The sequence below is a fragment of the Bradyrhizobium sp. LjRoot220 genome (assembly GCF_964252915.1).
Lineage (GTDB): Bacteria > Pseudomonadota > Alphaproteobacteria > Rhizobiales > Xanthobacteraceae > Bradyrhizobium.
In genome coordinates this window covers 263,953-280,803 of sequence record NZ_CAXUPS020000008.1, presented here as the reverse complement: position 1 = coordinate 280,803, position 16,851 = coordinate 263,953, and the positions used below count along the sequence as shown (strand labels likewise).

The window sequence follows — 16,851 nt, the reverse complement described above, 5'->3', positions numbered from 1 at the left end:
CGCTTGCGGGGGAGGGTTGGGGTGGGGGTGTTGCCGCGAGTCGGAACCTTCGTATGGAGAGAGCCCCACCCGGCACGCTTGCGCGTGCCGACCTAAGAGCGAGCTTCGCTCGTCTCGACCCCGCAAGCGGGAGAGGTTAAGCGAGGCCGCCGATAGGCCGCCTCAACCAAAGATCGCCTACTCCTCGTCTTCGCCCTGATTCTCCTTGCCGGGGATCACGTAGCGGCCGGAGAGCCAGCGGTTCAGGTCGACGTCGCGGCAGCGGGAGGAGCAGAACGGCAGGGTTTTGGGGTTCTCGGCGGGCTTGCCGCATTCCGGGCAAGGCTTCGATGAAGGCTTCGACGGTGCCTCCGATGCGGACTTCTCCCGGCCGGACTCCTCGCCCGCATCTTTCGGCGGCTCAGCTGGCATTCAACCAGCCAAAGCGGATCGGAAAGCCTTCGCCGCCGAGCAGTGTGACGGTCTCATAGAGCGGCAGGCCGACGATGTTGGTGTAGGAGCCGACCATCTTGACCACGAACGAGCCGGCGATGCCTTGCACCGCGTAGCCGCCGGCTTTGCCGCGCCATTCGCCGGAGCCGATATAGGTCTGGATGTCGTCCTCGTTGAGCCGCTTGAAGCGCACGCGGGTCTCGATCAGGCGCTGGCGAAAGCTTTCCTTCGGCGTTACCAGGCAGATCGCCGTGTAGACGCGGTGGTTGCGGCCCGACAGCAGCCGCAGGCATTGCGAGGCCTCGTCGACCAGATTGGCCTTCGGCAGGATGCGGCGGCCGACCGCGACCACGGTGTCGGCGGCGAGGATGAAGGAACCGCGCAGCTCGTCGTCAAGCTGCACCGATTTCAGCGCGGCATCGGCCTTGGCGCGCGCCAGCCGGTTGGCGCAGGCGCGCGGCAGTTCACCCCGCTTCGGGGTCTCGTCGACGTCGGCGGGACGCAGCGCGTCGGGCTCGATGCCGGCCTGGTTGAGCAGGCCGAGCCGTCGCGGCGAACCAGAGGCGAGAACGAATTTGGGACGGCCAAGCATGCTGATTTTTGGAAGGCAGAGGAATCGAGGGGGCGAATGCGCGCGGAACCTATCGGAAGGGCGTGGTTTTCACAACCGGGGGGCAAGTGGTTGAGGTGGCGTGGAAAATCCTGTCGATGCTGGGCGCGGTGCGCTCCCTCTCCCGCGCTTGCGGGGGAGGGTTGGGGTGGGGGCTCTCACCGCGATACGACTCGTGGAGAGAGCCCCCACCCGCCTCGCTTTGCTCGGCACCCTCCCCCGCAAGCGGGAGAGGGAAGGAAGGGCACAGCCATCGTCCTAAATCACATCCGCCGCGGCGTATGGGTTCCTGCTTGCCCAGGAACGACGGCTACTCACTCGTCGCACCCGCTTTCGAAAACCTCTTGCGGATGCGCAGCAATAACCCGTCGCAGACGTCGCGATAGGCTTGCAGCTTCTGCGCGCGGCTGCCTTCGGTGTCGGTCGGATCCGGTGTCGGCCAGTATTCGACGTCGGCGGCCAGCGTATGCGTCAGCGCCAGCGCCTTGTGATGCGCTTCCGGCGACAGCGTGATGATGAGGTCGAAATTGAGCCCTTCCCAATCCTCGAGTTCCTCGAAGGTCATCGGTCTGTGGGTGGAAATATCCTGGCCGAGTTCGGCCATCACGGCGACCGCGAACGGATCGAGTTCGCCCTTCTTGACGCCGGCCGACTTCACATAGAGCGCCTGCGGAAACATCTGCTGCAGCAGGCTTTCGGCCATCGGCGAGCGCACGCTGTTCAGGCCGCACGCGAACAGCACGGCCTGCGGATTGCGCGCGCGGGGCGGCGCCTCCATGCGGTCAAGCTTCTCTTGTTTGGGGAGCGACCTTCTCGGAGCACTGCTCGATGATCATGCGTCCTGCCCCTTCCAGTGCAAGACACAGATCAGCGTGAACAGCCGCCGCGCGGTTTCGAAATCGACCCGCACCTTGCCCTTCAGCCGCTCCTGCAGCGTGCGCGAGCCCTCGTCATGGATGCCGCGGCGGCCCATGTCGATGGCCTCGATCTTGTCGGTGGTCGCGGTGCGGATCGCCTGGTAATAGCTGTCGCAGATCATGAAATAGTCCTTCACGATCCGCCGGAACGGCGTCAGCGACAGCAGATGCGCCACCACAGGCGTGCCGTCCTCGCGGCGGATGTCGAACACCAGCCGGTTGCCGGTAATCGCAAGGTGCAGCGTGAACGGGCCCTGCTCCGCGCTCTCCGGCGCGAACAGATTCTGCTCGATCAGATCGTAGATCGCGATCGCGCGCTCGTGCTCGATGTCGGGCCCGGACCGCCCGATCGATTCCTCATCCAGCGTCACCGCGACAATGCGGTTTAGCGGATCTTCTTCTGCGGGCGGCCTGGTCATGACAAATTGAGACGCAATCCGATCGAGCGTGAATGGGCATCCAGGCCTTCGGCCTTGCCGAGGGTCATCGCGGCGGGGCCCAGCGCGCGCAGTTGGTCCGGTCCGCATTTGAGAATCGAGGTGCGCTTCATGAAGTCTAGCACGCCGAGCCCAGACGAGAACCGCGCCGACCGCGCGGTCGGCAGCACGTGGTTGGAGCCGCCGACATAGTCGCCGATCGCCTCGGGCGTATGCGACCCCAGAAAGATCGCGCCGGCGTTGCGGACTTTTGCCGACAGCGCTTCGGCGTCCGCGGTCATGATCTCCAGATGCTCGGCGGCGATGGCGTTGGCCAGCTCCACGGCGTCGTCGAGCTTTTTCACCATGATGATGGCGCCGAAATCCTGCCACGAAATGCGGGCGATTTGCGCGCGCGGCAGCGTGACGAGTTGCGCTTCCACCGCCTGCGCGACCTCGGCGGCCAGACGTTCGCTGTCGGTGATCAGGATCGACTGCGCGCTGGCGTCGTGCTCGGCCTGTGCCAGCAGATCAGCCGCGATCCAGCCGGCATTGGCGGTGTCGTCGGCAATGACCAGCACTTCGGAGGGGCCGGCGATCATGTCGATGCCGACCTTGCCGAACACCTGGCGCTTGGCGGCGGCGACATAGGCGTTGCCGGGGCCGACGATTTTGGCGACCGGCGCGATCGTAGCCGTGCCGTAGGCGAGCGCGGCCACCGCCTGCGCGCCGCCGACGCGGTAGATTTCCGACACGCCGGCAAGCTGTGCGGCGGCCAGCACCAGTGGGTTGAGCTTGCCGTCCGGCGATGGCACCACCATCACCACGCGCGGCACGCCGGCGACCGCGGCCGGCACCGCATTCATCAGCACCGAGGACGGATAGGCCGCGGTGCCGCCGGGCACATAAAGCCCGACCGCATCGATCGCGCTCCAGCGCCAGCCGAGTTCGACGCCGAGCGCATCGGTGAAGCGCTCGTCCTTCGGCAGTTGGCGGCGATGAAACGCCTCGATGCGGTCGCGGGCGAATTTCAGCGCGTCGAGCGTTGCGCTGTCGCAGGCCCTGACCGCGGTATCGACTTCATCGGCGGAGATGCGCAGGCCGGAAGCCGCGACATCCAGCCGGTCGAATTTGCGCGTCGCCTCGAGCAGGGCGGCGTCGCCGCGCGCGGCGACATCATCGACGATGGCGCGGGTTGCCCGCTCGACGTCGGCGGATGCTTCGCGCTTGGCGCCGAGAAAGGCGCCAAAGCGCTGGTCGAAATCGGCGCTGCTTCTGTCCAGGCGAATGGGCATGGTGGCTTTCTGTGGAGCTGGGGTAAAAAAGGCTTTTGGGGTCGAAGGCGCCTATGCTCAATGGCGCGGCGGCCCAAGGTCGTCAACCCTTTGAGTCCGCCACGGCCGGATGGTTCAAAGGATCAGGACTCCGTCAACCCTTGGAAGCCCCAATTCCTCGTCGTCCCGGCCTTGAGCTCAGATGCGCAATTGCGCATCGGGGGACCCATAACTACGGGAGTGTGTGGTTATGAACGCTGGAGCTCCAGCCCCGGTGCACCAATAAGCATCGGTGGTTATGGGTCCCCGCGCCCCGTGCGCAATTGCGCATCAGGCGGGGACGACGAGAAGGGCGTTTCACACCTCCTGCCCCGACGGCGCGATGCTGGCATCGCTGGTGCCGAGACCGTCGGCCCCGAGGTCGGTCAGCTCGCATTCCAGGCATTCGACGTCCAGCCGCAGGGCACCGCCATGGCTGAACAGCAACAAGGCGCTGCCGCCGGGGGCCTCGCCGGGGTGGAATTCGATCCCGACCAGTTCCAGCACGGCTGCCGGCGCATCCATATCGATATTGCGCGACTTGCACGCCAGCACCCGGTCGAACCGCAGCGCCGCGAGCACCCGCCGCGGGGCGGTGCCGCCGGACAGCGTCTGCTCCCAGTCGAGCCGGTTGATGCCGACCACCAGGCGCTTTTCGCCCTGCCGCCAGACGACGTCGGAGGCCCGCACGCGGGCGTCCTGCACATGCGCCGAGATGACCGAGAGATCATCGGCGTCGAGTGCGATCAGTTTGAGCTGTTCAGCTGTTCCCATCCGATAAAAACTTACCTTTGATTTGCCCGCACCCCGATCGCAAAGCCGGCCCCGATCCCCGGATCATGTCCGGAGACATGGTACGCGCGTCGTTTTGCGCTTTCGCGAGATGCGCGCGTCAATCGCTGATGCGTTGAATGGATGCGCCGCAGGCCGACAATTTTTCCTCCAGCCGCTCGAAACCGCGGTCGAGATGGTAGATCCGGTTGACCATGGTTTCGCCCTCGGCGGCAAGGCCGGCGATGACAAGCGACACCGATGCGCGCAGGTCCGTCGCCATGACCGGCGCGCCGCGCAGTTTTGCGGTGCCCTCGATGGTGGCGGTTTCGCCGTCGAGCGATATTTTCGCGCCGAACCGCGCCAGTTCCTGCACATGCATGAAGCGGTTCTCGAAGATCGTCTCGGTGATCTGCGAGGAACCGCCGGCGCAGGTCATCAGCGCCATCAGCTGCGCCTGCAGGTCGGTCGGGAAACCCGGGAACGGCGCGGTCGATACCGTCACCGGCCGGATGCCGGTGCCGTTGCGGGCGACGTGTATGCCTTCGTTGTTGACCGTGATGACGGCGCCGGCCGCGGTCAGCACGTCGAGCGCCGATTGCAGCAGCTCGGGCCGCGCGCCGGCCAGTTGCACCTCGCCGCCGGTCATTGCCACCGCCATCGCATAGGTGCCGGCCTCGATGCGGTCCGGCAGCACGGGATGCCGCGCGCCGTGCAGCTTTTCGACGCCCTCGATGACGATGCGCGGCGTGCCGGCACCCGCGACCCGCGCGCCCATCTTGTTCAGGCAGTCGGCGACATCGGATATCTCGGGCTCGCAGGCCGCGTTGCCGATCACCGTGGTGCCCTTGGCCAGCGCCGCCGCCATCAGCGCGACATGGGTGCCGCTGACCGTCACCTTGGGAAAATCGATGGCCGCGCCGCGCAGGCCGCCCGGCGCTTTGGCGACCACATAGCCGGCATCGATGGCAAGGTCAGCGCCGAGTTTCTCCAGCGCCATGATCAGCAAGTCCACCGGCCGCGTGCCGATCGCGCAGCCGCCCGGCAGCGAAACCTTCGCCTCGTGCATCCGCGCCAGCAGCGGCGCGATCACCCAGAAGCTGGCGCGCATCCGCGACACCAGCTCATAGGGCGCTGTCGTGTCGATGATGTCCGCCGCCGAAATATGCAGGGTCTGGCCCTGATACGCGCCGTCGCCGGGCCGCTTGCCCACCGCGGTGATATCGACGCCGTGGTTGCCGAGGATGCGCTGCAGCTGCGCGACATCGGCGAGCCGCGGCACGTTGTCGAGCACCAGGGTTTCCTCGGTGAGCAGCCCCGCGATCATCAGCGGCAGCGCGGCGTTCTTCGCGCCCGAGATCGCGATGGTGCCGTTGAGCGGGCTTCCGCCGACAATCCGGATGCGGTCCATGCCAAACCCTTTTGCTATGGGCGAAGTATAGGGGCTACGGGGCCAGACACAAACCGCGAAAACAACCCCATGCAAAGAAAGGATCCTGTTGAGAACGCTTCGAAATTTGCGGCTATTTGATGGGGTTGGGGTTCCACTCGCACTGTCACGATACGTCGTCCCTGCGAACGCATGCGTTCGCAGGGACCCTTAACCCCGGTTATCCATTGTTGAAACGAAGTCGTCGACCGGCGTGCAAATGCAATGGCGTCACGGCGTATGGGTCCCTGCGTTCGCAGGGACGACAGCTAGAGAGATTTAATATCCTCGCTCTCCAGCACCGGCTTCCGGCTAAACAGAAGCTTCATTTCAACCCAGCTCACCCCCTGATGAAGGCGAGCAGGTCGGCGTTGATGGTTGCCGCCTCCGTGGTCGGCATACCGTGCGGAAAGCCCTTGTAGGTCTTCAACGTGCCGTTCTTCAGCAGCTTGGCCGAGAGCGGCGCGGAATCGGCATAGGGGACGATCTGGTCGTCATCGCCATGCATCACCAGCACCGGCACGGTGATCTTCTTCAAATCCTCGGTGAAATCGGTCTGCGAGAACGCGACGATGCCGTCGTAATGCGCCTTGGCGCCGCCCATCATGCCCTGCCGCCACCAGTTCTGGATCACGGCCTCCGAGGGTTTGGCGCCGGGCCGGTTGTAGCCGTAGAACGGACCGGACGGCAGATCGCGGTAAAAGATCGAACGGTTGGCCGCGAGCGCGGCCTGCAATCCGTCGAAGACATCCTTCGGCAGGCCGCCGGGATTGGCCGGCGTCTTCACCATCAGCGGCGGCACCGCGCTGAGGATCGCGGCCTTTGCCACCCGGCTTTCGCCGTGGCGGGCGATGTAGTGCACCACCTCGCCGCCGCCGGTGGAATGGCCGACGTGAACCGCGTTCTTCAGATCGAGATGCGCCGTCACCGCCGCGAGGTCGTCGGCATAGTGATCCATGTCGTGGCCGTCGCCGGTCTGGCTGGAGCGGCCGTGGCCGCGGCGGTCATGGGCAATGACGCGAAAGCCGTTGTTCAGGAAGAACAGCATCTGCGTGTCCCAGTCGTCCGATGACAGTGGCCAGCCGTGGCTGAACACGATCGGCTGGCCGGAGCCCCAATCCTTGTAAAAAATCTCGACGCCGTCTTTTGTGGTGATCGTGGGCATTAGAAACTCCTCTTTTTGCTCTTGCACGTCATTCCGGGACACGCGTCAGCGTGGACCGGGAATCTGGAGATGATTGATAGAAAATTCGGGTTTGAGCTTTGCGTCGTCCGGGAATGACGAAATCACGCAGCCATCGCCGGCCGGTAGCGCCTGATGACACCGATGATCACGACCACGAAAAACACCAGCAGGATGCCCTGGGCGATGGCGAACGGCGGCTCGGCCGGCGGCACGCTCGGCGCCAGCGCGTGCAGCGCCGGCACTTTCAGGAACGACTGGACCACCAGCACGAACACATTGAGATAGAGCGCCACCAGCGCGGTCAGCCCATAGATCCAGCGCCAGGCGCCGCGCTGCTTCATGACGTAGAGCGCGAAGCAGGCGATCGCCAGCAGCACCAACGAGAGCAGGCCGAAGAGATGCGACGGCAAGATCTTTTCGAACAGCAGCGGCGGAATCACAAAGCCGGTGGCGCTGGTCAGGATCGTGAACAGCAGAAAGATCGCGGTCAGGCCCGGCTGCCGCTTCGAGCCGAGCATTCCGAACATCACGATGAGGCCTGTAATGATCCCGATCAGACTGATGATGACATGGACGAGAACAAATGTCGCCGTGCTCATACCGAGTATCATGACGCGCCCCCTTCGTTGGAAACTTGGCGAACGTTACGACGCAGCCGAGGAAATTGCCACACGCATCCGTTGCAACTGCGGCAATGCAGGCATGTGCGGCAACGCACGAGGCACCGACGAAAGTCGCAGGATTTGCAGGACTGTCGCCATCCAAGTGCAATAGCTTTACGTATCGCCTACTTCGCAACCGTCATCCCCGGACGAACGCACTTGCGTTCGCTCGGGAGGTGCGAGTTGAACGGCGCTTAGCGCCGTTCGGCGAGCCTCGAAGGATGTACGGCCCGGCTGGTGGCCGTCGCCCTTCGAGGCGCGCAAGAGCGCGCACCTCAGGGTGACGGAGATAGTGCGAGCGTACTTCCTCAATCTGATTTCTCATAACGCCGGCTTCGAACCATCGGCGAGAAAGCCGTGCAATGCCGCCACCACTTGCGCGCCCTCGCCGATCGCGCCGCCGACGCGCTTGACCGAGCCGGAGCGGACGTCGCCGACCGCGAACACGCCGGACACGGTGGTTTCCAGAAGCGGCACCGGACGTTCGCCATTTTGGCCGCCCTGGACGCCGGTCAGAACAAAACCGGCGCGGTCGACCTTGACGCCGCAGCCCTCGAGCCAGCCGGTCGCGGGGTCCGCGCCGACGAACAAAAACAGGTTGCGGACGTCGAAGCTTTGCACATCGTCCGGCGCCAGACGGCTGCGCCAGCGCACGCGCCGCAGCGAAGCGTCCTCGCCCTCGAGGCCGACCACTTCGGCGTTGAAGATCAATTCGATATTCGGCGTCGCCTCGATGCGCTCGATGAGATAGTGCGACATGCTGGCGCCGAGGCCGCCGCCGCGGATGATCATGTAGACTTTTCGCGCATGACCGGACAAAAACACCGCGGCCTGTCCGGCGGAGTTGCCGCCGCCGACCAGCACGACGTCCTGATCGACGCACAGCTTGGCCTCGATCGGCGAGGCCCAGTACCAGACGCCGCGGCCCTCATAGGCGTCGAGGTTTTCGATTTCGGGCCGGCGGTAGCGCGCGCCGCTCGCGACCACGACCGATTTGGCGCGCAGCGACTGCCCGCATTCGGTCGCCAGCGCAAACAGGCCATCACGCTTGGAGCAATCCAGCGAGCGGATCGAGACTGGGATCAGCATCTCGGCGCCGAATTTTTGCGCCTGGTTGTAGGCCCGCCCGGCCAGCGCCTGGCCGGAAATGCCGGTCGGAAATCCCAGATAGTTCTCGATCCGCGCACTGGCGCCGGCCTGGCCGCCGAAGGCGCAGGAATCAAACACCGCGACCGACAAGCCTTCCGACGCCGCATAGACCGCGGTGGCAAGTCCGGCCGGGCCGCTGCCGACCACGGCGACATCGTAAAGCTTGTCATGCGCATGGTTGGTGATCATGCCCATCGCCAGCGCCAGCGATGTTTCGGACGGATTGCGCAATACGGTGCCGTCGGGACAGACCACCAGCGGCAGATCGCTGCGCGCCGCCGCATAACGCTCGACGAGATCGGCGGCATCCTTGTCAGTCCCGGGATCGAGCAGATGATGCGGCTGGCCGTTGCGCGTCAGGAAGTTTTGCAGGCGCGCCATGTCGCCGAGCGAGGCCGGCCCGATCAGCACCGGGCCGCCGGCGCCGCCCTGGATCAGGCTAACCCGGCGCAGCACCAGCGCGCGCATGATGCGCTCGCCGAGGTCGGCTTCGGCCATCAACAGCGCGCGCAACCGGTCCGGCGGAATTAGCAGCGTCTCGACATCGCCCTCGGCATGGCCGTCGACCAGCGCGACGCGGCCGGAGAGCTGGCCGATTTCGGCCAAAAACTGCCCGGCGCCCTGATCGATCACAGGCGTGACATGGCCGAGGCCGTCGCGCAGCGTGATCGCGACATGGCCCGACAGCACCACGAACATGCCGGGCCCCGGCTTGCCGGTCTCGAACAGCGCCTCGCCATGCCCAAAACTGCGCAATTCGCCGAATCGGCGCATGCGCTCGATTTCATGCGGCGTCAGCCTCGGAAATGTCTGCTCGTGGCGCGGAAACGCAAAAGAATGTTGGCCGGTCGCCGGACCGGCTGTCGTGTCGACTGCACTCATCTTGTTACCCCAAAAGAGAAAACGCGCTTTTCCAAGGCGCCCGGCCATCCGGCGAGCGGTCGGGAATTTTCCCAATCCGCTACTGGCCGGGCTTTTCTCCGCCTGCGTCATCTAGGGAGGCGTCCGCCGTTTCGGAAGATGCAGCCGTCTCGTCGCTGCGCCCCCGCGCCTGCGACTTCCTCCGCTTGAGATTTTCACGCAGCGCCAGCTTGAGGCGCTGCTGTCGCGAATCCTTCACAACCGGGCTGATTTTTCCCGCGCCTTTGCCTTGATCGTTCATCATGACGGGCCTGTTGCCTGCGCCGTCGCGGCGCTCCTGTTCTCCGGGCATATTGGGTTTCGCCGACCCGCCGCGCAATCGTCTCTCCGGATGATTGATTCGTCCGCCCGGGCTTCTCAAGGCCGCCGAGCGAAATGGAACCGGATCAGCCCGGAGTTGGCCCGATTTGAAGCAGCAAAGCTGGTATCCGGTTCGCCGAAACGCTTACGCGTCGATTTTTGCGCGTTTTGGGCCCTTCCCGGCCCCGCCGCGTGCTTGCGCCAGCGGGGCCCTTGTGGCAAGAACCGCCCGCCTGTAGGGGCCTTTCGGGCCGATTCTTGAATACCGGGCATGCTGCCGTAGCTCAGTGGTAGAGCACTCCATTGGTAATGGAGAGGTCGACAGTTCAATCCTGTCTGGCAGCACCAGCCCTTTCAGCATCGGCAAGTTGCCGAACGACCGAGCATTTCACGCTGAGCCGGCCGATGTTCAAGCGATCCTGGCCAAGCTGCCAAAGGATCAGCGGCCACCGCACTGGTCCAATGACCACGTCATGCAAGGTGGAAGACGATCATACACCGTGGAGTTTGTCGGCCGACACAAAATGCGGGTGCGCCCCCCCGACTTCATGCGGGACGATCCGATCGGTTGCACTGCGTATGATGTCGTAGCATTCACACGTTGCTTCCTCGAGCCGCACCCTGTCGATTTCGACCAGGCCTCGCCGAACCGATCTGATGGCACCCAAGGCGCGGAGTTTGGCAATCACCTGCGTCACGGTCGTTCGTCGTACCCCGAGCAACTGCGAAAGCGTCGTCTGCGTTAATGGCAGGGCATTGTCGTGCTCGGTTCGATCGTGCAGGTGAAGCAGCCACCGGGCCATGCGGGCCTCGACCGAGTGCAGTCCGTTGCAGGCCGAGACGTGCTGGAATTGCATGAGTATCGATCTCGTGTGCGCCTCGACCACATGTCTGATGGCGCCGCTCTTCATGTAGGCTGCATGAAACCGCGACACGGAGATTTGCGATGCGGTGCCGCGCACCCGCACGACCGCGGTCACGGACGACATGAAAGAGGGTCCCAGCACCGATAATGCGCCGATCGCTCCCTCGCGCCCGATTACCGCAGTTGCGATCGTTTCTCCGTTCGGCAGGCCGAGCATGAAGGAGATGGCACCGCTATGGGGAAAATAAACATGGTCGCGTCGATCTCCCTCTCGTGTCACCACGGCGTCCTGTTCAAGCGACACCTTCTGGAGATGAGGGGCGAGCAACGCGAGGTCTGCCGCCGGCAACGCGGCGAGAAGACGATTACCGGCGCTCGCCGGACGTCTCATCACGAGAGACTTCTGACCTCAGAAGAACACGCAGCTCTCCTGGAATGTCTTTGGCAGGAATGTCTTCTGCGCTGCGCCGACACTAACTCCACTTTCATCGTGCCGGCTTTGAACGGCCTTCGTGGATACGATCCTTGCTGAGTACCTTAACGCGCCATGCCAGTAAAGGTAAGGCGAACCCTTGAGGCGGCAGGTGATCGGGCGGGACCGCTTCGACGCCAGTGCCCCGCTGGTCAAAGTTCCCGCCAAGGGGCCTGCCACCAGTTCGTAGTTGCTGGCGACCCGCCGATACGGGCTGTCCGTAGGGTATACGTGGCCCGATCAGTGTTTTTGCGCGATGGTAAAATTCGACGATTGTCAGCTAATCGCAGTTGTTCTATCTTTGTTCCGTAACGATTAGTCAAAGACGCCGTTGTATTATCTAGGCTGGGACTGAGAGAACCGGGCCATGGCCGCCGAGTACCGCCTTCGCATCGAGAGCGACATGACCCCCGACACCTTTCCCATGGATCGGTTGGCGGAGTATCTGGGCGCGTTGGCCAAGTTGCTTGGTAAGTCCAAGAGCGTTCACTTCGCGGACATTGAGAGCGGGTCGGCCATTGTGGTCGCGCGGATTGACGATGACGCAAGGGCGTCGGTGGTTGATCGGATAAGGGGTCTGCCAGCGGGCTTCGGCCCAAAAGACGCGCTGAAGGCGTACAGCGACATTGATGAGATGCTACGCCGCGACGGTGCCACAGGATGTTTGCTCAGTGAGGAATACGGCATCGTTATTCCTTTTCCCGGACGCGAACGCCCCGAACCCATCGTGTTTGGCCCGTTCAAGCAGGACGGTACACTTGACGGACAGGTCATTCGGGTTGGTGGCTCTGATGACACGGTCCCGGTACACCTTCGCGATACGGACACCATCCATACGCATCTTCACGCCACGCCAGAGATTGCTCGGCGCATAGCCCAACATCTCCTCGGCCCCGTTGTGCGCGTACACGGGACCGGCACATGGTTTCGGGGCGAAGACGGGATTTGGGAGCTGAAGAGTTTCAAGATCACGGACTTCGAGTTGCTCGGCGACGAACCCCTGACGGAAGTTGTGCGCAACATCCGCAAGATCGGCGGGAGCCAGTGGAATGAAGTGCCGGACCCCGTGCGGTTCCTTATCGAGCAGCGGCGTGATGATGGAGAGTTTCAGTGATCGTCGCCCTGGACGCCACCGTTCTCATCTACATCATCGACGAGAATGCACCGCCTCCCATAGATCCGGCCACTGGGCAAGCTGTAAAAAACTGCAAAGAACGGCTCGATCATCTCCTACTCACCCTTCAGAAGGAGAACGCGAAGATCATCATTCCAACCCTGGCGCTCGGCGAGGTGCTTGTAAAGGCGCAGCAAGCTGCGCCAGAGTTGCTCCGCGATTTGACTTCATCGAAGCACTTTCGGGTCTCGTCGTTTGACGCGATGGCTGCGGTTGAATACGCGGCGATGCACGCAGCGCGGTTGGGAAAGGTCACCACGAACCGAACAAAAGCCAAGTTCGACGAGCAGATCGTGGCCATTGCCAGAGTGGAGAATGCAACGATCATCTATTCGGATGATGGAGACATCGCGAAGTTGGCGAGTCCCAGAATGCAGGTGCTGGGTATCGCCTCACTGCCGCTTCCCGTCGCCAAATCACAGGGCGACATGTTCGAGGCGCAGCAAGAGGCTTATTCGTCAAATCCTGACTTTGGGCGATGGAGCTAAGGTCGCTTTCTCGAGATGACAACTGCTTTCGGCGCTAACGATGGGACCCTGCAGCGGGCGCGCGTGGTGAAGCGAAAAAATTCAACGATTTCAGTGGAAGAGATGCCTTTTTCGATAGTTCAATCCTGTCTAGCAGCACCATTCCTGGCATTACCTCTTGCCTCAAGCGAGACGTCGCCGCGCTCAAAGATCTCCGCGCACCTGCCCTCTATTCTGTCCCGACTGCCATCTCGATCAGCTTTCGAGCAATCGCTTATCCGACGGCCCTGAGCAGATCGACCAGCGTGGTGGCCGTAAACGGTTTTGAGCCGCGATCCGCTAACGACGATCGAGGATCAGAGGGCTCGGCGATTGTGACGCGGGTTTGCTGACCGCCCATCGCGATACCCCTCAATTCGGCATCGCTCAGCTGCTCCACACGCCACGCGCGCGTCCAATTCCGGATTATGATAGCCCTCACGCGGGAGACCTTGAACGGGTTTGCATGAAAATGGGGAAGTTGACTATGCGGTTGTCCAAAGTCGCTGCGTTGTCGCTGATCGTTGCAGCCACGAGCCTGATGCCCGAGTCTCCGGCGCGGGCTGCTCCTGACTGTTCGACGTCGATGACGCTCGCCGATTGGGGCGAGAACTCGACGGGCTATATTGACATCGCGCCCGGGGAGAGTTGCCAGTTTCCGATCCGGATCCGCGGCACGGTGAGCAGTTCCGAGATTTCGCAAAAGCCGGCCCGCGGCAAGTTGAAGAAGCTCGACGTGTCCACCTACGAATACCGGGCAAAGGCCAAATACAAGGGAAGCGATACGTTTGCCATCAAGGCCACGGGCAAGGGGCCGACGGCGTCCGGCACGTCGGTCATTACCGTGAACGCAACCATCAAGTAGCAACTCTCTTTCGATGCTTCGTATGGCCGCGGCCCGCCCTATCGGCGCGAACACGTTATTCTGCGGCGTCGTCCCGAAGCCGATTTGCCGAATGATCCTGCAGTTGCTCGTTCTGAATATGCTTGCTGTCCATCCCGCGCTGATCCGAGTGCTGGGACTTGTCGCGGTTGCTGAGCACCATGTTGTCGCCGATCTTCTCCTTTGCAACATCGGTGTTGGCGCCTGCCCCGGCGCCCTTGCCGTGCGCGCCTGCGCCAACCTGCTTTTTGCTTCCCTTGTTGGGCATCGTTGGGCATCGCTCTCTCCTTGCGTTGGACGCGTAGCTGATCTCCGGCTCACTGCTTCTGTTCGGCCGGTCCGGGCTGCTGCGGCGCGTGGCCGCTTTGGCCGGGATTGTTGTGCTTGTTGTGATCGCTCTCCTGGTTGAGACCGCCGCGACTTACCGGGAATTCACTCTGCCTCACGCCCGCTCTGGCCTTGTGCACCGTAGTGTCCTGTCCGGCACGGTTCGCGGCCTCTTCCGCCGTTCGCCGCGCGTCCGGCACGTCCGACTTTCGCTCCAGAATGCGACGCTGCTGTTCGTGGGTTTTCTTGCCTTGCATATCGGCCTCCGATCATGCGTCTGTTTGTCCCCCCTCATCGCCGCTTGGGCCTGGCGCCGGCGCGGCTCTCACTCTTGTCGATGCCTCCCGCGGCATTCGGGTCGTTTTCCAGATCGCCCTCAATGGTGTTGACGCCTTGCGAGTCCTCGAGGTCGTCCGGGCTGGCCCCCGCCAGATTTGTGCCCTTCGAACCTCCAATCATCGGATTGGTTCGCAGGTCTCTATCGCTCGGCGTTTTCATTTTTGAATGTCTGCTCATGTGCAATCACTCGCCTCCGGCTTTTCCGGCAGGATGCCGGGTGTGATGAATGTCCCGTTCGCCGCCGCCTCCCGAGACCTTGCTATGCTTGCGTTGGCTGCTGTCGGCTGGCGGTTTCTTGATCTCCAGTTCCGCTTTCGCATTCTCGTGAGAAGCGCCTGGACCACCCTGGCGTATGCTGTTTGGCGTCTTGGTGGATGTCGACATCGCGCTGTTCCTTATCGGTCCTGCTGATATCCCTGGTGGGTCGTGTTCTGCTTGATGTTGCCCTGATCGCCCCGTTCCTCGGTGTTTTGCGCACGCTGCTTGCCATGCGGGGCTTGATCGCGAACCATCTGCTTGTCGTCGCCGGTTCCCTTCGGGCTTCGATTCTGCGGAGGCACAGGCGGAAGTTTGCTGGTCATGTGCTTGTCTCCCATCCGACAAAATAAAACGCATGGGGACAAACGATGTTCCTGAGGCCACCTTTTCGCGGAGAGGTCAGTGCCTGAAAGCGACCGTGAAAATGCCCGTGCAACAAATTGCCGCGCAAGGTTTCGCTCTCCGACGAGTTATCGTCGGCACGGGGTGCGAACGGAACGCAAAATTGCGGCGTCCTCATTTCCGAAATGCTCGGACCGCATCGCCGTGATCGTCATATCATTTGCTGACGGAGCAGGTCTTCGATTCCATGCGGCTCGATACCCAGCGCGCCGAAGCCTGCACAATCGGGCGAAGCGACATTGTCCATTCGCATCAGGTCAATCTGGTTGCGCGTAATCGGCGGTCCCGGCAAATTTTCCGCGAGCAAAGCCAGTGCCTGCCACATGACGAACGGCACGGGAACGAACAGGCGTTGCAGGCCGAGATGATCGCAGACCGTTCGCAGCAGGGCCTGATAGCTGTAAATGTGCGGACCACCCAGCTCATGGATGGGTTCGGCCTGAGACGCTTCGAGCGTGCGCGCGATCGCAGCTCCCACGTCTTCCACGCCAGCCGGTTGAAGCTGCGTACGTCCGCTCCCGAACAGCGGAAAGACCGGAAACTTGCGCAGCAGTTTGACCAGCGGAACGAGAAATGCGTCGTCGGGCCCGAACATGACCGCCGGGCGGATGATTCTCGCCAGCGGAAATGCGGCGCGGACCGCGTGTTCGCCCTCGCCACGGCTGCGGATGTACGGCGAAGCCGACGCGGCGTCGGCGCCGATACCCGAAACATGCACCAGCTGCGCCACGTTGGCTTCGCGCGCACGCGTGGCCAGCCTGGCAGCGGCTTCGACATGCACGGAATGGAAGGTCCGCCCGCCCTGCTCGACGTAAAGGCTCACGGCGTTGACGACGCCAAACGTTCCCGCAACGACCGCGTCGATCGAGGCGGCATCGCTGATGTCCGCCCGCACGAACTCCAGCGTCGGTGACGTGCCCCGGACGATCGCGCCACCGCGCTCGGGCCGGCGAGATGCAACGCGCACGGCAAAATGGCGATCGAGCAGGTGTCGAACGACGCGCCGTCCCAAAAAGCCGGTGCCGCCGAACACCGCAACTTTCTGCAGCTCCGTCGCCACCTCAGCGCCGCGGCTTGTCGCTCGGCTCGGCGATATCCTTCATCGCATCCTGAGCCACTTCATCCTCCGCACGGCTGAGGTCGGCGAGCGCAACCACACCGACCAGCCGTTTGGCCCGGTTGAGCACCGGCACGCGGCGTACCTGGTGCTTCGCCATGATCTGCGCCGCGCCTTCGGTATCGTCATCCGCGAAGCAGTAGCAGATGCCCTCCGACATCACCTCGCGAACCGTCGTATTGCCGGCCGCACGCTCCTCGGCGACTGCGCGCACGACGATATCCCGATCGGTGACCATGCCGATCAGGCGGTCGTTTTCGCCAACCGGCAGTGCACCGATATTATCCGCCCGCATGCGCCGTGCCGCATCGCGGATCGTCATGTTGGGATCGGCGAGTTGTACCGTCGGTGTCATGATTTCGTTGACTTGCATGGTTGACCTCCATTGCTGGACTGGTCCGC

22 protein-coding genes and 1 tRNA gene are annotated in these 16,851 nt (G+C 63.2%); 4 read left to right on the top strand and 19 right to left on the bottom strand.

Annotation, left to right across the window (positions count from 1 at the left end):
* Positions 1 to 177: 177 nt before the first annotated feature.
* The 11 genes from yacG to ACSQ84_RS28985 form a co-directional block, all read right to left on the bottom strand.
* The gene (yacG, locus tag ACSQ84_RS29035; protein WP_436215146.1) at positions 178 to 411 is read right to left on the bottom strand and encodes a DNA gyrase inhibitor YacG; all 234 of its coding nucleotides are present in this window, start codon (positions 409 to 411) and stop codon (positions 178 to 180) included.
* Positions 401 to 1,024, bottom strand: a complete 624-nt coding sequence (locus ACSQ84_RS29030; protein WP_436215145.1) for a Maf-like protein — start codon at positions 1,022 to 1,024, stop codon at positions 401 to 403. The genes yacG and ACSQ84_RS29030 overlap by 11 nt, the downstream gene beginning before the upstream one ends.
* A gap of 328 nt (positions 1,025 to 1,352) precedes the next feature.
* Entirely contained in the window at positions 1,353 to 1,820 is a 468-nt protein-coding gene (locus tag ACSQ84_RS29025; RefSeq protein WP_436215144.1) for a low molecular weight phosphatase family protein, read from the bottom strand.
* Positions 1,821 to 1,874: 54 nt separating this feature from the next.
* Positions 1,875 to 2,378, bottom strand: a complete 504-nt coding sequence (locus tag ACSQ84_RS29020) for a UPF0262 family protein (protein ID WP_436215143.1) — start codon at positions 2,376 to 2,378, stop codon at positions 1,875 to 1,877.
* Positions 2,375 to 3,670, bottom strand: a complete 1,296-nt coding sequence (gene hisD, locus ACSQ84_RS29015; RefSeq protein ID WP_436215142.1) for a histidinol dehydrogenase — start codon at positions 3,668 to 3,670, stop codon at positions 2,375 to 2,377. Before hisD ends, ACSQ84_RS29020 begins: the two co-directional genes overlap by 4 nt.
* 336 nt (positions 3,671 to 4,006) lie before the next feature.
* Complete coding sequence (locus ACSQ84_RS29010; protein WP_436215141.1) at positions 4,007 to 4,462, bottom strand: DUF2948 family protein; 456 nt, start codon at positions 4,460 to 4,462, stop codon at positions 4,007 to 4,009.
* A 118-nt stretch (positions 4,463 to 4,580) separates the two neighbouring features.
* Entirely contained in the window at positions 4,581 to 5,870 is a 1,290-nt protein-coding gene (gene murA / locus ACSQ84_RS29005) for a UDP-N-acetylglucosamine 1-carboxyvinyltransferase (RefSeq protein WP_436215140.1), read from the bottom strand.
* Positions 5,871 to 6,228: 358 nt separating this feature from the next.
* Entirely contained in the window at positions 6,229 to 7,053 is an 825-nt protein-coding gene (locus ACSQ84_RS29000) for an alpha/beta fold hydrolase (RefSeq protein ID WP_436215139.1), read from the bottom strand.
* A 122-nt stretch (positions 7,054 to 7,175) separates the two neighbouring features.
* Positions 7,176 to 7,685, bottom strand: a complete 510-nt coding sequence (locus ACSQ84_RS28995) for a hypothetical protein (protein WP_436215138.1) — start codon at positions 7,683 to 7,685, stop codon at positions 7,176 to 7,178.
* Between the two features lie 372 nt (positions 7,686 to 8,057).
* Entirely contained in the window at positions 8,058 to 9,767 is a 1,710-nt protein-coding gene (locus ACSQ84_RS28990; protein WP_436215137.1) for an FAD-dependent oxidoreductase, read from the bottom strand.
* A gap of 79 nt (positions 9,768 to 9,846) precedes the next feature.
* Positions 9,847 to 10,098 (bottom strand): hypothetical protein, encoded by a 252-nt coding sequence (locus ACSQ84_RS28985; RefSeq protein ID WP_436215136.1) that lies wholly within the window; start codon positions 10,096 to 10,098, stop codon positions 9,847 to 9,849.
* Between the two features lie 281 nt (positions 10,099 to 10,379).
* Between ACSQ84_RS28985 and ACSQ84_RS28980 the strand changes: the two genes are divergently transcribed.
* Positions 10,380 to 10,454, top strand: a tRNA-Thr gene (locus ACSQ84_RS28980).
* A gap of 143 nt (positions 10,455 to 10,597) precedes the next feature.
* Here ACSQ84_RS28980 and ACSQ84_RS28975 read toward each other — a convergent pair.
* Positions 10,598 to 11,362 carry a Crp/Fnr family transcriptional regulator gene (locus ACSQ84_RS28975; RefSeq protein ID WP_436215135.1) on the bottom strand — a complete coding sequence of 255 codons (765 nt, stop codon included), beginning with the start codon at positions 11,360 to 11,362 and terminating at the stop codon, positions 10,598 to 10,600.
* A 448-nt stretch (positions 11,363 to 11,810) separates the two neighbouring features.
* Between ACSQ84_RS28975 and ACSQ84_RS28970 the strand changes: the two genes are divergently transcribed.
* From ACSQ84_RS28970 to ACSQ84_RS28960, 3 genes are all read left to right on the top strand, one after another.
* Positions 11,811 to 12,557 (top strand): hypothetical protein, encoded by a 747-nt coding sequence (locus ACSQ84_RS28970; RefSeq protein ID WP_436215134.1) that lies wholly within the window; start codon positions 11,811 to 11,813, stop codon positions 12,555 to 12,557.
* Complete coding sequence (locus ACSQ84_RS28965) at positions 12,554 to 13,105, top strand: PIN domain-containing protein (RefSeq protein WP_436215133.1); 552 nt, start codon at positions 12,554 to 12,556, stop codon at positions 13,103 to 13,105. The genes ACSQ84_RS28970 and ACSQ84_RS28965 overlap by 4 nt, the downstream gene beginning before the upstream one ends.
* A gap of 505 nt (positions 13,106 to 13,610) precedes the next feature.
* Complete coding sequence (locus ACSQ84_RS28960; RefSeq protein ID WP_436215132.1) at positions 13,611 to 13,988, top strand: hypothetical protein; 378 nt, start codon at positions 13,611 to 13,613, stop codon at positions 13,986 to 13,988.
* Positions 13,989 to 14,043: 55 nt separating this feature from the next.
* Here ACSQ84_RS28960 and ACSQ84_RS28955 read toward each other — a convergent pair whose 3' ends face one another.
* The 7 genes from ACSQ84_RS28955 to ACSQ84_RS28925 form a co-directional block, all read right to left on the bottom strand.
* The gene (locus tag ACSQ84_RS28955; RefSeq protein ID WP_436215131.1) at positions 14,044 to 14,274 is read right to left on the bottom strand and encodes a hypothetical protein; all 231 of its coding nucleotides are present in this window, start codon (positions 14,272 to 14,274) and stop codon (positions 14,044 to 14,046) included.
* A 49-nt stretch (positions 14,275 to 14,323) separates the two neighbouring features.
* The gene (locus ACSQ84_RS28950) at positions 14,324 to 14,590 is read right to left on the bottom strand and encodes a hypothetical protein (RefSeq protein ID WP_436215130.1); all 267 of its coding nucleotides are present in this window, start codon (positions 14,588 to 14,590) and stop codon (positions 14,324 to 14,326) included.
* A 34-nt stretch (positions 14,591 to 14,624) separates the two neighbouring features.
* Entirely contained in the window at positions 14,625 to 14,831 is a 207-nt protein-coding gene (locus ACSQ84_RS28945) for a hypothetical protein (RefSeq protein WP_436215129.1), read from the bottom strand.
* Between the two features lie 24 nt (positions 14,832 to 14,855).
* Positions 14,856 to 15,056, bottom strand: coding sequence for a hypothetical protein (locus ACSQ84_RS28940; RefSeq protein ID WP_436215128.1), 201 nt, complete (start codon positions 15,054 to 15,056; stop codon positions 14,856 to 14,858).
* An 11-nt stretch (positions 15,057 to 15,067) separates the two neighbouring features.
* Entirely contained in the window at positions 15,068 to 15,253 is a 186-nt protein-coding gene (locus tag ACSQ84_RS28935; protein WP_436215127.1) for a hypothetical protein, read from the bottom strand.
* A 230-nt stretch (positions 15,254 to 15,483) separates the two neighbouring features.
* Positions 15,484 to 16,392, bottom strand: coding sequence for a complex I NDUFA9 subunit family protein (locus ACSQ84_RS28930; protein ID WP_436215126.1), 909 nt, complete (start codon positions 16,390 to 16,392; stop codon positions 15,484 to 15,486).
* A 1-nt stretch (position 16,393) separates the two neighbouring features.
* Complete coding sequence (locus tag ACSQ84_RS28925; RefSeq protein ID WP_436215125.1) at positions 16,394 to 16,822, bottom strand: CBS domain-containing protein; 429 nt, start codon at positions 16,820 to 16,822, stop codon at positions 16,394 to 16,396.
* Between the last annotated feature and the right edge of the window lie 29 nt (positions 16,823 to 16,851).

Bases quoted from the DNA above. Each gene is read 5' to 3' on its own strand.
- ACSQ84_RS28975 (WP_436215135.1), bottom strand. From the start codon at position 11,362: ATGAGACGTCCGGCGAGCGCCGGTAATCGTCTTCTCGCCGCGTTGCCG.
- ACSQ84_RS29030 (WP_436215145.1), bottom strand. From the start codon at position 1,024: ATGCTTGGCCGTCCCAAATTCGTTCTCGCCTCTGGTTCGCCGCGACGG.
- ACSQ84_RS29020 (WP_436215143.1), bottom strand. From the start codon at position 2,378: ATGACCAGGCCGCCCGCAGAAGAAGATCCGCTAAACCGCATTGTCGCG.
- murA (WP_436215140.1), bottom strand. From the start codon at position 5,870: ATGGACCGCATCCGGATTGTCGGCGGAAGCCCGCTCAACGGCACCATC.
- ACSQ84_RS28995 (WP_436215138.1), bottom strand. From the start codon at position 7,685: ATGATACTCGGTATGAGCACGGCGACATTTGTTCTCGTCCATGTCATC.
- ACSQ84_RS28950 (WP_436215130.1), bottom strand. From the start codon at position 14,590: ATGCAAGGCAAGAAAACCCACGAACAGCAGCGTCGCATTCTGGAGCGA.
- ACSQ84_RS28985 (WP_436215136.1), bottom strand. From the start codon at position 10,098: ATGCCCGGAGAACAGGAGCGCCGCGACGGCGCAGGCAACAGGCCCGTC.
- ACSQ84_RS29025 (WP_436215144.1), bottom strand. From the start codon at position 1,820: ATGGAGGCGCCGCCCCGCGCGCGCAATCCGCAGGCCGTGCTGTTCGCG.
- ACSQ84_RS28925 (WP_436215125.1), bottom strand. From the start codon at position 16,822: ATGCAAGTCAACGAAATCATGACACCGACGGTACAACTCGCCGATCCC.
- ACSQ84_RS29000 (WP_436215139.1), bottom strand. From the start codon at position 7,053: ATGCCCACGATCACCACAAAAGACGGCGTCGAGATTTTTTACAAGGAT.
- ACSQ84_RS28935 (WP_436215127.1), bottom strand. From the start codon at position 15,253: ATGACCAGCAAACTTCCGCCTGTGCCTCCGCAGAATCGAAGCCCGAAG.
- ACSQ84_RS28955 (WP_436215131.1), bottom strand. From the start codon at position 14,274: ATGCCCAACAAGGGAAGCAAAAAGCAGGTTGGCGCAGGCGCGCACGGC.
- ACSQ84_RS28945 (WP_436215129.1), bottom strand. From the start codon at position 14,831: ATGAAAACGCCGAGCGATAGAGACCTGCGAACCAATCCGATGATTGGA.
- yacG (WP_436215146.1), bottom strand. From the start codon at position 411: ATGCCAGCTGAGCCGCCGAAAGATGCGGGCGAGGAGTCCGGCCGGGAG.
- ACSQ84_RS28960 (WP_436215132.1), top strand. From the start codon at position 13,611: ATGCGGTTGTCCAAAGTCGCTGCGTTGTCGCTGATCGTTGCAGCCACG.
- hisD (WP_436215142.1), bottom strand. From the start codon at position 3,670: ATGCCCATTCGCCTGGACAGAAGCAGCGCCGATTTCGACCAGCGCTTT.
- ACSQ84_RS28970 (WP_436215134.1), top strand. From the start codon at position 11,811: ATGGCCGCCGAGTACCGCCTTCGCATCGAGAGCGACATGACCCCCGAC.
- ACSQ84_RS29010 (WP_436215141.1), bottom strand. From the start codon at position 4,462: ATGGGAACAGCTGAACAGCTCAAACTGATCGCACTCGACGCCGATGAT.
- ACSQ84_RS28940 (WP_436215128.1), bottom strand. From the start codon at position 15,056: ATGTCGACATCCACCAAGACGCCAAACAGCATACGCCAGGGTGGTCCA.
- ACSQ84_RS28990 (WP_436215137.1), bottom strand. From the start codon at position 9,767: ATGAGTGCAGTCGACACGACAGCCGGTCCGGCGACCGGCCAACATTCT.